Raw genomic sequence first — 14,134 nt, forward strand, 5'->3', positions numbered from 1 at the left:
ACTACGCGGAGGCCTGCTCGGCGCCGAACCTCTCGGTGACGCGCTTGATGGCCTCGTCGGCGACGAGCTCCTGGATGCCCATGTCCAGCTCCGACGTGAAGCCGACGCACGAGCAGTTGATCTCGCCCAGGACGTAGGCGTCGCCGCCGTCCTCGGCGTCGTCGAGCATGAAGTCCGCCGTCCAGATCAGCGGGATGTTGTCGCCGCCGAGCTTTTCGGCGATGACGGGGCGGGCCTCGGCGAACAGGTCCACGAGTTCCCGCCAGTCCTCCGGCTTGTCGTAGGTGTACGTCGCGCCGGAGAAGAGGGTCGCGGAGAAGTTGTCGCCGCCGGCCGCCGGCTTCTTGTGCACCACGAACACCGGGTGCGGGCCGACCATGAGCACGCGGACCTCGCCCTCGACGATGCGGGGCATGAAACGCATGTCCACCAGCATGCCGTTGTCGCCGACGATGTACTGGTCGCAGAAATCCATGAACTCGCCGAGCTCGCGGATCTCCGTGTGGTTGTCCACGGCCTCGGTGCACTTGAGCTTCGTGTCGAGCGGCAGGGCGGTGCCGGGCTCGACGGTCGCGGCGAGCTCCTTGTCCTCCAGCTGCACGCGCCAGATGCCCGACCCCGTGGAGCCGCGGTTCTGCTTGAGCACCCGCTCGCCGTAGGACAGGGACGCGGGGAAGGTCCCGTGGAACGACTCCACGTCGTAGTAGGCCGCGGTGTCGGTGGGCACCAGGTCCGTGCCGTTGAGCTTCACCAGCGCGTCCTTGGCGCCGTAGGCCATCATTTCCTCGGGGGTCGACATGCCGACCAGGCCGGCGTCGTCGGAAAGCCGCGTCAGCAGTTCGAAGTAGCCCTTCTCCCCGCCGGGGATGTTGCCCGGGTTGACGCGGGAAATGTAGCCGTCGTAGTTGGCCGACACGTGCGAGTACAGCGCCTCGGCCCACTCCGGGCGGTAGTAGACGACGTCGGCGCCCCAGCCCCGGGCCCGGATCGATTCGACGATGGGCATGGTGTCGCGGCGATGGCCGTCGAAGTATTTGTCGGATCCGCCCTCGACCTCGAAGACGACGATCTTCTTGTGCATTTTTGCTCCTTCAAAGCATGGGGCCGGGGTCGCCGGCACCGAATCCCCGTACTGGTCGGGGCCCCGGAACACGCGGGGTGGGTGCACGTTCCGCGATAATTTTAAAACCTCGGCGGCGAAGTCATCGGGCCAATGGCGGCCGCCGTCACCCCCGGCCCCCTCCGGTGCGGAAAGGCCAGTTCACGCCGCACATGTGGGCGGGTGCGGGGGCGGCCGGGGCGATGGCCGTAAGGTGGTGATCACCGTAATGCGCCGACCGCGCCGGCGCGGCACCCTCACGAAGGAGCAATGATGGCGGTCCCGTTCGACCCGCACCCTCAGTTCCAGCAGTACGCGCACCCCGAGCGCCTGGTGTCCAGCAATTGGCTGGCCGCCCGCCTGGGTTCGCCCGGTCTGCGCGTCGTCGAATCCGACGAGGACATGCTGCTGTACGACATCGGGCACATCCCGGGCGCGGTCCGCATCGACTGGCATTCCGACCTCAACGACGCGACGATGCGCGATTACGTCGACGCCGAGGCTTTCGCGGAACTCATGCGCTCGAAGGGCATTTCGCGCGACGACACCGTGGTCGTCTACGGCGACAAGTCCAACTGGTGGGCCGCGTACACGCTGTGGGTGTTCGAGCTGTTCGGCCACCCGGACGTGCGCCTGCTCAACGGCGGCCGCGACGCGTGGATGACCGAGGAGCGCGACACCAGCTTCGAGGTGCCGGAGTACCCGCGCACCGATTACCCGGTGGTCGAGCGCGACGACGCCACGCTGCGCGCCTATGCCGCCGATGCGCGGGAGATGATGGGCCGGGGCAACCTCATCGACGTGCGCACGCCCGAGGAGTACTCCGGCAACCGCACGCACATGGTCGATTACCCGCAGGAGGGAGTGCTGCGCGGCGGCCACATCCCCACCGCGGTCAACGTGCCGTGGAACCAGTCGGTGCACCCGAATTCGCGGTTCCGCTCGCGCGAGGAGCTGGAGGCCATCTATTCCGGCGTCGGCGCGGACGACGAGACGATCGTGTACTGCCGCATCGGCGAGCGTTCCGCCCACACGTGGTTCGTGCTCCATCATCTGCTGGGCCACGGGAACGTGCGCAACTACGACGGTTCGTGGGTCGAGTGGGGCAACATGATCCGCATGCCCATCGCCCGCGGCATGGAGCCGGGCGAGGCGCCGGAAGCGTAGGCGCCGCGGGCGTGGGCCACGGGGCGGACGCGCGGGTCGTCTCGTTTGCTTGACGACGCCATCGGGGCGGGTTCGCCGCTTCCGTTCCCGAACCTCATTCACCCCCGCCGCGATCCCCCCGAAACCGGGCGCATCCCAGACTCGGCACCCCGGGGAAGGGCGTCGCTCCGGGGGTTCCCGCGGCTTCGGGCCGTGCGATGAAATGCGATGTTTGCCCGGGGGAAGCATCGGGGCGAAATCGGGGCGCGGGTCGAACGTCGTTCAAGTTCACGGGGCGTCCCCATCGTGGGGTGGGCCGACAAAGGCCGCCGCCGCCACCTGTGACAGAATGGGCGTATTGGGTTGGACGGTGTTAGCCCGTACATGCGCATGAAGCATGTGACGCGCGCAACCGTCGAACCCCGATGACTGTCGCACCAACGCCGGTCGGACGAGCCGTCCGGCGCCCACGAAAACAGGAGGGTTTCGTGTCCGAGCAGACCACCGAGAAGATCACGAAGGTTCTCGTCGCCAACCGCGGCGAGATCGCCGTTCGCGTCATCCGCGCAGCCAAGGACGCCGGCATCCCGTCGGTCGCCGTTTACGCGGAGCCGGACGCCAACGCGCCCTTCGTGACGATGGCCGACGAGGCGTTCGCGCTGGGCGGCCAGACGTCCGCGGAGTCTTACCTCGTCTTCGACAAGATCCTCGACGCCGCCAAGAAGTCCGGCGCCAACGCCATCCACCCGGGCTACGGCTTCCTGTCCGAGAACGGCGACTTCGCCGAGGCCGTCGAGAACGCCGGCCTGATCTGGATCGGCCCCTCGCCGGAGTCCATCCGCTCCCTCGGCGACAAGGTCACCGCGCGCCACATCGCGCTGAAGGCCGACGCGCCGATGGCCCCGGGCACCAAGGAGCCGGTCAAGGACGCCGACGAGGTCGTCGCCTTCGCCGAGGAGTACGGTCTGCCGATCGCCATCAAGGCCGCCTTCGGCGGCGGCGGCCGCGGCATGAAGGTCGCCTACGAGATGTCGGAGGTCAAGGACCTCTTCGAGTCCGCCACCCGCGAGGCCGTCGCCGCCTTCGGCCGCGGCGAGTGCTTCGTGGAGCGCTACCTGGACAAGGCCCGCCACGTGGAGTGCCAGGTCCTGGCCGACAAGCACGGCAACGTCATCGTCGCCTCCACCCGCGACTGCTCCCTCCAGCGCCGCTTCCAGAAGCTGGTCGAGGAGGCCCCGGCCCCGTTCCTCACCGAGGAGCAGGACCAGCGCCTTCGCGAGTCCGCCAAGGCGATCTGCAAGGAGGCCGGCTACTACGGCGCCGGCACCGTCGAGTACCTGGTCGGTTCCGACGGCCTGATCTCCTTCCTCGAGGTCAACACCCGCCTCCAGGTCGAGCACCCGGTCACCGAGGAGGTCACCGGCCTGGACCTGGTCCGCGAGCAGTTCAACATCGCCGAGGGCCGCGAGCTCACCCTCAAGGAGGACCCGGAGCTCCACGGCCACGCCTTCGAGTTCCGCATCAACGGTGAGGACGCCGGCACCAACTTCATGCCGGCCCCGGGCACCATCACCAAGTACGAGGAGCCGTCGGGCCCGGGCGTCCGCATGGACACCGGCATCCGCGAGGGCGACGTCATCGGCGGCCAGTTCGACTCGATGCTGGCCAAGCTGATCGTGTGGGGCAAGGACCGCGACGAGGCCCTCCGCCGCTCCGCGCGCGCCCTGGCCGAGTACAACGTCGAGGGCCTGGCGACGGTCATCCCGTTCCACCGCCACATCGTCGAGAACCCGGCGTTCGTCGGCGACGGCGAGAAGTTCGACGTCTACACCAAGTGGATCGAGGAGGAGTGGGACAACCCCATCGAGCCGTACGCCGGCGACTCCGAGGTCGACGAGGACGAGGCCGTGCCGTCGCAGAAGGTCACCGTCGAGATCGACGGCCGCCGCGTCGAGGTCGCTCTGCCGGGCGATCTGGCCCTGGGCGGCGGCGCCGGCGGCGCCCGCAAGAAGGCCAAGAAGCGCCGCTCCGGCGGTTCGAAGAAGGCCGCCTCCGGTGACGCCGTGGTGGCGCCGATGCAGGGCACCGTCATCAAGGTCGAGGTCGAGGAAGGCCAGGAGGTCAACGAGGGCGACACCGTGGTCGTGCTCGAGGCCATGAAGATGGAGAACCCGGTCAAGGCCCACAAGTCGGGCACCGTCACCGGCCTGGCGGCCGAGGCGGGCGCGGGCGTCGGCAAGGGCGACGTCCTGATGGAGCTGAAGTAGGTTCCACTCCTCCGGCCCCGCGGCCGGAAACGAACCACGGCGGTCCCCGCCGCACCATCCGGTGCGGCGGGGACCGCTTTTTTCGGCGCCGCGCCCGCCGGGCCGTTGCCGCGGCAGCCGATTCCGTCAACCGATTCCACTACCCTGGAGGGCAGTGACATCGCCTCTTTCGGGCGGTTCGATTCGCGGTGCGCCCTCCCTGAACGCACCGCCGCATGAGAGGAATGCCCCCATGGAACCCATGGAACTCAATGCCGGCCGTTTCCATCTCCGCCCGCTGCGCCAGGACGGCCGCGTCGACGACGCGCCGGCGCTCACCATCGCGCATGGCCGCGGCGTCTACCCCGAGTACTTCGAGGACGCCCGCGCGGACTGGGAGAACGACCGCGTCTACCGCTGGGCCGTCGCCGAGCAGACGAACATCGAGTTGCTGGCGGAAGTCGCGGTGACGCTCGTCGGCGACGACGGCGCCGAGGTGGTCATCCACGTCGCGGGCGACCCGGACCGCGTCGTCGAGGTGGATGACCCGACGCTGGAGCCGGTGACCGTCGCCGACGCGGCGGACGCCGCCAAGCACGTCGTGGGCCGCTGGATCGAGGGGTACCTGGGGCGTAAACCCATGGCGCCGCGCCCGTTCCCCGGGCACCAGGGCCAGACGCGCCCCGTCGACGAGCGGTAGGCACCGCCCAGCCGGGTCGACGAGCGGTAGGCGCCACCCGACCGGGTCGACGAGCGGACGAGCGGCAGACACCGCCCCGCCGGGTCGACGAGCGGACGAGCGGCAGGCGCTACTCCGCCGGGGCCACCACGAGCAGGAGGTCGCCGCCCTCGACGCGCGTCGGGCCGGTGAGGGCCACCCGCTCGACGACGCCGTCGCAGGGCGCGGAGATCGCGCCCTCCATCTTCATCGCCTCGATGCCGCCGACCTGGTCGCCCTTGGACACCCGGGTGCCCGGTTCGGCGGTGACGGTGACGACACCCGCGAACGGCGCCGCGACGTGGCCCGGATTCGACTCATCCGCGCGCTCGCGCTGGGGAGTTGCCGTCTCCACGGAGCGGTCCCGGACCGTGACGGGCCGCAGCTGGCCGTTGACCGTGCACATCGCGGTGCGCAGGCCTTTCCCGTCCGGGCCGGACAACGATTCCAGCCGGACGATGAGGTCCACGCCGCCATCCAGGTGGACGACGGTTTCCTCTCCTTCCCGGAGCCCGTAGAAGAACTGCGTGGCGGTGAGCACCGACACGTCCCCGTAGGCGTCCCGGTGCTCCCGGAATTCCTTCGCCGGTCCGGGGAAAAGGATCCGGTCGAGTGTGCCGCGCAATTCGGCGCGGCCCTCTCCCCCGGCGCCGGCGCCCGCCGCCAAGATCCGCTCATCGCCCGGATCCACGTCGATCGCCGGCTCCGGCGGCACGGTGCGGCCGTCGAGGATGCGGCCGCGCAGCGGCTCCGGCCATCCCCCGGGCGGCACGCCGAGATCGCCGCGGAGGAACCCGAGGACGGAATCCGGCAGGTCGATGATGCCGGGGTCGTCCGCGAACTCCTCGGCTCCGACGCCCGCCGCGACGAGCTGGAGGGCCAGGTCGCCGACGACCTTCGACGACGGCGTCACCTTCGGCGGGCGGCCGAGGATCCGGTTCACGCCCGCGTAGGCGTCCTCCACTTGCTCGAACCTGTCCGCGAGGCCGAGTGCGCCGGATTGGGTGCGCAAGTTGGACAGCTGCCCGCCGGGGATCTCGTGGTCGTAAACGCGGCCGGTGGGTCCGGGGATGCCGGATTCGAACGGCGCGTAGATGGCGCGCACCGCCTCCCAGTACGGCTCCATGGACTGCACGGCGGCCAGGTCGATGCCGGTGTCGCGGCCCGTGTGCGCCAGCGCCGCCACCAACGCCGCCATGGAAGGCTGGCTGGTGGTGCCCGCCAGCGGCGACGCGGCCACGTCGACGGCGTCCGCTCCGGCTTCGATGGCCGCCAGATAGGTGGCCAGCTGCCCACCGGCGGTGTCGTGGGTGTGGACGTGGACCGGCAGGTCGAACTCCGAGCGCAGCGAACGCACGAGGGTGACGGCCGCCGACGGCCGCAGCAGACCGGCCATGTCCTTGATGGCCAGCACGTGGGCGCCCGCGTCGACCGCCTTCTCCGCGAGGCGGAGATAGTAGTCCAACGTGTAGAGGTCCTCGGCCGGGTCGGACAGGTCCCCGGTGTACGCGAGCGCGACCTCGGCGACCGACGTGCCGGTGGCCCGCACCGCATCGATCGCGGGGCGCATCCGCTCGACGTCGTTGAGGGCGTCGAAGACGCGGAACACGTCGATGCCCGATTCGGCGGCTTCGGCGACGAAGGCGTCGACCACCGGGGCCGGGTACGGCGCGTAGCCGACGGTGTTGCGGCCGCGGATGAGCATCTGCAGGCACGTGTCCGGCATGGCCGCGCGGATGCGGTCGAGCCGCTCCCACGGGTCCTCGTGCAGGAAGCGCAGCGCGACGTCGTAGGTGGCGCCGCCCCACACCTCGGCCGACCAGATCCCCGGCAGCAGGCGCGCCGAATGCGCGGCGGCCCGCTCCAGACCCGACGTGCGCAGACGTGTCGCGAGCAACGATTGGTGCGCATCGCGGTAGGTGGTGTCCGTGACCGCGACGGCATCGCTCCGCCTGAGCCGGCGGGCGAACCCCTCGGGCCCCAGTTCGCGGAGCAGCCGGCGCGACCCCGGCGGCGGGGGCTGCGACAAATCTACGGCGGGGAGTTTCGTGGAGGGCCGCACGGCGTCCGGGCGCGGACCGTTGGGCTGGTTGACGGTGACGTCGACGAGGTAGTTGAGCAGCTTCGACGCCCGGTCGGCCGACGGCCGGCCCGCGAGCAGGGCCGGGTGGTCGGCGATGAAGGAGGTGCTGACCCGCCCGCTGAGGAAATCGGGTTCCTCCAGCAGCGCCCGCAGGAAACCGAGGTTCGTGGCGACGCCGCGGATGCGGAACTCGGCGAGCGCCCGGCGCGCCCGGGCCACCGCGGCGGGCAAATCTTTGCCGCGGCAGGTGAGCTTCACCAGCATCGAATCGAAGTGCGGGGACACCTCTCCGCCGAGCTGCGCCGCGGAATCCAGGCGCACGCCCGCGCCGCCGGGCGACCGGTAGACTGTGATGCGGCCGGTGTCCGGGCGGAAATCGTTGGCCGGGTCCTCCGTGGTGATGCGGCACTGCAGGGCGGCGCCGCGGATCCGGATCCCGTCCTGCGCGAGACCGAGGTCCGCGAGGGTCTCCCCCGCCGCGATGCGCAGCTGCGCGGCGACGAGGTCGACGTCGGTGATCTCCTCGGTGACGGTGTGCTCGACCTGGATGCGCGGGTTCATCTCGATGAACACGTGGCGCCCCGAGGCATCGACGAGGAATTCGACGGTGCCGGCCCCGCGGTAGCCGATGTCGCGCGCGAACGCGACGGCGTCCGCGCAGATGCGGTCGCGCAAATCGGGGTCGAGGTCCGGGGCCGGGGCGATCTCCACGACCTTCTGGTGCCGGCGCTGCACGGAACAATCGCGCTCGTACAGGTGGATGACCTCGCCGGTGGCATCGCCGAGAATCTGCACCTCGATGTGGCGCGGCTCGATGACAGCCTCCTCCAGGTACACGGTGCCGTCGCCGAACGCCGCCAGCGCCTCGCGGGAGGCCGCGGCCGCGGCGGAGGCCAGTTCATCCGGACCGCCCACGAACCGCATGCCGCGCCCGCCGCCGCCGGCGACGGCCTTGACGAACAGCGGGAACGTCATCCCCCGCGCGGCGTCCGCGAGCGCATCGAGGTCGTCGGTGGGCTCGGACGACGCGAGCGTCGGCAAGCCCGCCGCCCCGGCCGCCGCGACGGCCGCCGCCTTGTCCCCCGTGAGATCGAGGACCTCCGGGTCCGGGCCGATGAACGTCAGCCCGGCCCCGGCGCACGCCCTGGCGAAATCGGCGTTCTCGCTGAGGAAACCGTAACCGGGGTACACGGCGTCGGCGCCCGCGCCGCGGGCCGCCTCCACGATGGCCCCGACGTCCAGGTAAGCGCGGACGGCATGGCCCTCCTCGCCGATCTGGTGCGATTCGTCGGCCTTCGCGCGGTGCACCGCATTGCGGTCCTCCCACGGATACACCGCCACCGTGCCGATGCCCATCTCCGCGGCCGCCCGAAACGCACGGACGGCGATTTCACCGCGATTGGCCACCAACATCTTTCGGATGGGGCGATGCGCCGGAGGCGCGCCCGTACCCTGATTCACTGTCCACAATCTCCTTTTCGTCTGATGGTCGCCGCGCCGGCGGCCGCGGAGGGCCGCCGGCGCGGGGCCGGGAACGTCGGCTCTACGCCGCCGACGGGCTTCCGATCTCGCGCTGCTCCGGGCCGTTGTAGGCGCTCAGCGGGCGGATCAGCGAGTTGTCGCGGTACTGCTCCACGATGTGCGCCGTCCACCCGGCGACGCGGGCGATGACGAACAGCGGGGTGAAGAAGTCCACCGGGAAACCGAGCAGGTGGTAGGCCGGGCCGGCGGGGAAATCGAGGTTGGGCTTGATGCCCGTCCGCTCGTCCATGGCGTCGCGCATGTTCTCGTACATGGCCACCCACTTCGCGCCGTCGTGGCGCTCGGCCAGGGCCCGGAAGGAGGCCTCCATCGACGGCACGCGGGAATCGCCCTTCTTGTACACGCGGTGCCCGAAGCCCATGATCAGGTCCTTGTTGTCCAGTGCATCGTTGACCCACTGCGCGGCCTTGTCCGGGTCGTCGATCTCGAGCATCGTGTGCATGACGAACTCGTTGGCGCCGCCGTGGAGCGGCCCCTTCAGCGCGCCGATGGCGCCGGTGATGGCCGAGTACACGTCGGAGCGGGTCGAGGTGATCACGCGGCCGGTGAACGTCGACGCGTTGAAGGAGTGCTCGGCGTAGAGGATCAGCGACTTCTCGAAATCGCGGACGTCGTCGACGTTCGACGCCGGGGAGTCGGAGCCGTTGCCGAAGACCATCGACAGGAGGTTCTCGGCGACGGACTTCGACGGGTCGGGGGCGACGATGTCCTTGCCCTCGCGGCGGCGGATGTCCATGGCCAGGACCATCGGCAGCTGGGCCAGCAGGCGGTGGCCGACCTCGGTGATGTGCTCGGCGTCCGGCGTGAAGTGATCTTGGTCCTTGGTGCCCATGTAGGACACGGCGGTGCGCATGACGTCCATCGGGTGGCAGTCCCGCGGCAGCGAGTGGATGAGGGCGATCAGGCCCGGATCGAGGCTGCGGTAGGAGCGGCCCTTCTCGTTGAACTCGCGCAGCTGCTCGGCGGTGGGCAGCTCGCCGTTCCACAGGAGGTAGAAGACCTCCTCGAAACTGCAGTTGGCGACGAGATCCTGGACCGCGTAGCCGCGGTAGGTCAGGGAGTTGGTCTCGGGCATGACCTTCGAGACGGCGGTGTAGTCGGCGATGACGCCGTTGAGGCCCTTGCGGACGTCGGGGGTGTGATCAGTCATTGGAGGCTCCGTACGTGAAGAGGGTGGAATCGAAGGAATTGAAATCGGCGTAGCCGTTGAGCTCGTAGAGCCGGCTGCGGTGCTGCATCCGGTCGAGCCAGGTGGCCTGGGTGCCGTCGGCGGCGAGGTCCCGAAGGGCCTCCTCCACCGCGCCCATGGCGACGCGGAGAGTGGTCACCGGGTAGATGACGGCCTCGTACCCGATGCGCTCGAGGGTTCCGGCGTCGATGAGCTCGGACTTCCCGAACTCCGTCATGTTGGCCAGCAGGGGCACGTCGACGGCTTCGCGGAACGCCTCGAACTCGGACTCGTCGGCGAGGGCCTCGGTGAAGATGAGGTCGGCGCCCGCGTCGGCGTAGGCGCGGGCACGATCGATCGCGGAGTCGAGGCCCTCCACTCCGCGGGCGTCGGTGCGGGCGCAGATGACGAAGTCCGGGTCCCTGCGCGCGGCCGCGGCCGCCCCGATGCGCCGCACCATCTCGTCGGCCGGCACGACGACCTTTCCGTCGAGATGGCCGCAGCGCTTCGGGTTGACCTGGTCCTCCAGGTGGAGGCCCGCGATGCCGGCATCCTCCATCTCGACGACCGTGCGCGCCGCGGACATGGGCTCGCCGAACCCGGTGTCGGCGTCGATGAGCACCGGCAGCCCGGTGACCCGGGCGACCTGGCGGCCGCGGTGGGCCACCTCGGTCAGCGTGGTCAGCCCGATGTCCGGCAGCGCCATGTCGGCGGCGACGACCGCCCCGGAGACGTAGACGCCCTCGAAGCCGATGTCCTCGATGAGGCGCGCCGTCAGCGGGTTCATCGCCCCGACGAAACGCTGGATGCGCCCGGAGGCCAGCCCGTCGCGGAACGCCCGGCGGCGATCTGCCGGGCTCGCCGCGGGACTGAACGGCGAACCGGCGCCGGAGGTTGCGGCAGAAGTTGCGTCGGCGGCCATCAGAAGATGCCCCCGGGAATCTGCGGGGCGCGGGCGAGCACGTCGTCGGAAAGCACGAAGCCGAGCCGGCCGAGCTCGCCCGGCGCCAGGTCGGCCGCGTTGCGGGCGGCCTCCAGGAAGCGGTCCTGCTCCGCGTCGTCGACGATGCCCTCGGCGAGGACGCGGAACTTGTTCTCGTACTGCTCGCGGGCGAAGGGGCGGTCGCCGAGCGGATGGGCGTCGGCGATGGCCAGCTCGTCGGCGATGACCGTGCCGTCCTTCAGCGTGACCTCCGCGCGGCAGCCGAAGGCCTTCTCGTTCGGGTCCTGCGAGTGGTAGCGGCGGGTCCACTCGGGATCCTCGACGGTGGAGATCTTGTTCCACAGCTCGACGGTCGACGGGCGGGCGGCGCGCTCCGGGGCGTAGCTGTCCTCGTGGTGCCAGCCGCCGTCCTCCAGCGCGACGGCGAAGATGTACATGACCGAGTGGTCGAGGGTCTCGCGCGAGGCCTTCGGATCGAACTTCTGCGGGTCGTTCGAGCCGGTGCCGATGACCACGTGGGTGTGGTGCGACGTGTGGAGCACGATGGACTCCACTTGCGACGGATCGCCGATCCGGTCGCGCATGCGCCGGGCGAGGTCGATGGGCGCCTGCGACTGGTACTCCGCGGAATGCTCCTTGGTGTAGGTGTCCAGGATGGCGCGCTTCTCCTCGCCCGCGGCGGGCAGCGGCACCGTGTACTCCTTCTCCGGGCCGCCGAGCAGCCAGGCGATGACGCCGTCCTCGCCCTCCCAGATCGGGGACGGGGCGCCCTCGCCGCGCATCGCGCGGTCCACGGCCTCGACGGCCATCTTGCCCGCGAAGGCCGGGGCGAACGCCTTCCAGGAGCTGATCTCGCCCTTCCGCGACTGGCGCGTCGCGGTGGTCGTGTGCAGCGCCTGGCCGACGGCCTGGTAGATCGTTTCGGCGTCGAGGCCCAGCAGGGTGCCGATGCCCGCGGCGGCCGACGGGCCGAGGTGGGCGACGTGGTCGATCTTGTGCTCGTGGAGGCAGATGCCGCGCACCAGGTCGACCTGGATCTCGTAGCCGGTAGCGATGCCGCGGATCAGGTCGGCGCCGCCGAGGCCCTTGTGCTGGGCGACGGCGAGGATCGACGGGATGTTGTCGCCCGGGTGCGAGTACTCGGCGGCGAGGAAGGTGTCGTGGAAGTCGAGTTCGCGCACGGCGACCCCGTTCGCCCAGGCGGCCCACTCGGGCGAGACCGTGTCGCCGACCCCGAAGACGGTCGCGCCGGGCTCCGCCGGGTGGGCCAGGGCCTGCGCGCGGGCGGTGGACACCGGGCGGCGCAGGACCGACGCCGCGGCGACGGCCGCGTTGTCGATGATGCGGTTGACGATCATCTCTTCGACGTCGCCGGGGACCGCCACCGGATCCACCGCGACCTCGGCGATCTTCCACGCGAGGTGTTCGCCGCGCGGGAACTCCTCGGCGGAACGGCGGGTGCGGACGATGTGGTTCTCCATGGTGCTGGTGATGCTCCTAGGTCTGGTCGATCCCCCACCCATCCGGGGAGATCTGCGTCACAGCCGAACCTAAGCAGTGACATTCGACACCGATAGAGTTTCCCATCGCGTATTTTTGTTTCCACAGGAGAGCGAAATTGCGAAACTTGCGTAATTGCCTGGTGAGAAGGCATTTCAGCATCGCGCGGTGCCAGGGAAGGAGGATGCATGTCACGGGTTTTCGCGGGTGCGCGCATCCGCGCGATGCGAAAGGAGCGCGCGCTGACGCAGGTCGAGATGGCACGGAAGCTCGGCTTTTCGACGAGCTACCTCAATCAGCTGGAGAACGATCACCGGCCGCTGACGGTGACGACGCTGATGCGCCTGACGTCCGTGTTCGACGTGCCGGCCGAGTACTTCTCCGGCGAACGCGCCTCCCGCACCGCCACCGCCCTGCAGCAGTCGCTGTCCGACGCCCTGGGGCGCACGCCGGCGCTCGGGGAGCTGTCGGACTTCGCCACGCGGTTCCCCGATCTCGCGCAGGACATGCTGACCATGTCCCGGCTCGCGTCGGCGCGGTCGGCGGCCCCGGAGCCGGGCGGCCCCCGGCGGCGCAGGAACCCTCCGCTCCCCCGCATGAGCTGGTCAGGGACTTCTTCCACGCCAACGCCAACTACTTCGACGCCGTCGACCGGGAAGCCGAGGCGCTGTCCGAGCGCCTGCCCGTGCCCCGCGGCGAACGGGCCGACGCGCTCCGGCGCATCCTCGAATCCGAGCACGGCATCGCGGTCACCCGGACGCCCGTCGCCGACGACTCGGGCGACGGGCACCTGCTGCCGCGCCGCGTGTACGACGCCACCGCCCGGAACCTGCGCCTGCGGGGCGATCTGACCCGCACCCAGGCGACGTTCGAGATGGCCATGCAGCTGGCGTTCCTGCGCCTCGGGGAGCTGCTGCGCGGGCAGCTGGACCCGGGCGCGCTGCCGACCGCCGACTCCATGGAGCTGGCCACCTTCGGGCTGGCCCAGTACTTCGCGGCGGCGGTCGTCCTGCCGTACGCGCCCTTCATCCGGGAGGCCGAGAAACTCGCGTACGACATCGACCAGCTCAAGATCCGGTTCGGCGCCGGCTTCGAAACCATCGCCCAGCGCCTGTCCACGCTGCAGCGGCCCGGGATGTCGGGGGTGCCGCTGTTCCTGCTGCGGTCCGACCGCGCCGGCAACATCTCCAAGCGCCAGTCGGCCACGGCGTTCCACTTTTCGCGCCACGGCGGGTCGTGCCCGCTGTGGGTCCTGCACCGCGCGTTCGATCAGCCGCAGACGATCGTGCGGCAGGTGTCGAGCATGCCCGACGGCCGCGCCTACCTGTGGATAGCCCGCACCGTCGCGCACCCGCGCGGGGGTTTCGGCGTCGACCCCACCGAGTACTCCATCGGCCTGGGCTGCGATCTCGACGACGCCCACCGGCTGGTGTATTCGCGGGGCCTGGAGCTCAATCCGGACCGGGCGGTGCCCATCGGCCCCGGCTGCGCGACGTGCCCGCGGACGGCCTGCATGCAGCGGGCGTTCCCGCCGGCGGGGACGGCGGTGCTCATCGACGAGAACATCTCGCCGTCCGTCCCGTACGGGCACGCCGAACCCGGCACGGGGATTGGCACCTGATGCGCGGCGCCCGGCCCGTAGACTCATGGGCGTGAGAATCCCCGGGCAGTTCAAAACCGAGTTCGACG

General features: G+C 70.4%; 10 protein-coding genes. 5 read left to right on the plus strand and 5 right to left on the minus strand.

All coding sequences use genetic code 11. From position 1 onward, the window contains the following. Nucleotide 1: 1 nt before the first annotated feature. Nucleotides 2-1,081, minus strand: a complete 1,080-nt coding sequence (locus CHAN_RS11225; RefSeq protein WP_290289820.1) for a Cj0069 family protein — start codon at nt 1,079-1,081, stop codon at nt 2-4. Nucleotides 1,082-1,372: 291 nt separating this feature from the next. On the opposite strand from CHAN_RS11225, the gene CHAN_RS11230 reads away from it, so the two are divergent. The 3 genes from CHAN_RS11230 to CHAN_RS11240 all read left to right on the plus strand — a co-directional run bounded on the left by CHAN_RS11230 (nt 1,373) and on the right by CHAN_RS11240 (nt 5,191). Next, nucleotides 1,373-2,266: a sulfurtransferase gene (locus CHAN_RS11230; RefSeq protein ID WP_290293492.1), complete on the plus strand. Its 894-nt coding sequence runs from the start codon at nt 1,373-1,375 to the stop codon at nt 2,264-2,266. A 467-nt stretch (nt 2,267-2,733) separates the two neighbouring features. Further along, nucleotides 2,734-4,512, plus strand: a complete 1,779-nt coding sequence (locus CHAN_RS11235; protein ID WP_048741022.1) for an acetyl/propionyl/methylcrotonyl-CoA carboxylase subunit alpha — start codon at nt 2,734-2,736, stop codon at nt 4,510-4,512. A gap of 232 nt (nt 4,513-4,744) precedes the next feature. Continuing rightward, the gene (locus CHAN_RS11240) at nt 4,745-5,191 is read left to right on the plus strand and encodes a hypothetical protein (protein WP_048741020.1); all 447 of its coding nucleotides are present in this window, start codon (nt 4,745-4,747) and stop codon (nt 5,189-5,191) included. Nucleotides 5,192-5,300: 109 nt separating this feature from the next. Here CHAN_RS11240 and CHAN_RS11245 read toward each other — a convergent pair whose 3' ends face one another. The 4 genes from CHAN_RS11245 to prpD all read right to left on the minus strand — a co-directional run bounded on the left by CHAN_RS11245 (nt 5,301) and on the right by prpD (nt 12,426). Beyond that, the gene (locus CHAN_RS11245; RefSeq protein WP_377748488.1) at nt 5,301-8,705 is read right to left on the minus strand and encodes a pyruvate carboxylase; all 3,405 of its coding nucleotides are present in this window, start codon (nt 8,703-8,705) and stop codon (nt 5,301-5,303) included. A gap of 130 nt (nt 8,706-8,835) precedes the next feature. Continuing rightward, nucleotides 8,836-9,984 carry a bifunctional 2-methylcitrate synthase/citrate synthase gene (locus tag CHAN_RS11250; RefSeq protein WP_048741013.1) on the minus strand — a complete coding sequence of 383 codons (1,149 nt, stop codon included), beginning with the start codon at nt 9,982-9,984 and terminating at the stop codon, nt 8,836-8,838. Next, nucleotides 9,977-10,924, minus strand: a complete 948-nt coding sequence (prpB, locus tag CHAN_RS11255) for a methylisocitrate lyase (protein ID WP_290289829.1) — start codon at nt 10,922-10,924, stop codon at nt 9,977-9,979. The genes CHAN_RS11250 and prpB overlap by 8 nt, the downstream gene beginning before the upstream one ends. Further along, complete coding sequence (prpD, locus tag CHAN_RS11260; protein ID WP_290289831.1) at nt 10,924-12,426, minus strand: 2-methylcitrate dehydratase PrpD; 1,503 nt, start codon at nt 12,424-12,426, stop codon at nt 10,924-10,926. Before prpD ends, prpB begins: the two co-directional genes overlap by 1 nt. Nucleotides 12,427-12,633: 207 nt before the next feature. On the opposite strand from prpD, the gene CHAN_RS11265 reads away from it, so the two are divergent. Together CHAN_RS11265 and CHAN_RS11270 are read left to right on the plus strand one after the other, a co-directional pair. After that, nucleotides 12,634-13,296 carry a helix-turn-helix domain-containing protein gene (locus CHAN_RS11265; RefSeq protein WP_290289833.1) on the plus strand — a complete coding sequence of 221 codons (663 nt, stop codon included), beginning with the start codon at nt 12,634-12,636 and terminating at the stop codon, nt 13,294-13,296. Next, complete coding sequence (locus CHAN_RS11270) at nt 13,236-14,066, plus strand: helix-turn-helix domain-containing protein (protein ID WP_494337353.1); 831 nt, start codon at nt 13,236-13,238, stop codon at nt 14,064-14,066. The genes CHAN_RS11265 and CHAN_RS11270 overlap by 61 nt, the downstream gene beginning before the upstream one ends. Nucleotides 14,067-14,134 lie beyond the last annotated feature (68 nt).

The sequence above is a fragment of the Corynebacterium hansenii genome, assembly GCF_030408795.1.
In the GTDB taxonomy this organism is placed as follows: domain Bacteria; phylum Actinomycetota; class Actinomycetes; order Mycobacteriales; family Mycobacteriaceae; genus Corynebacterium; species Corynebacterium hansenii.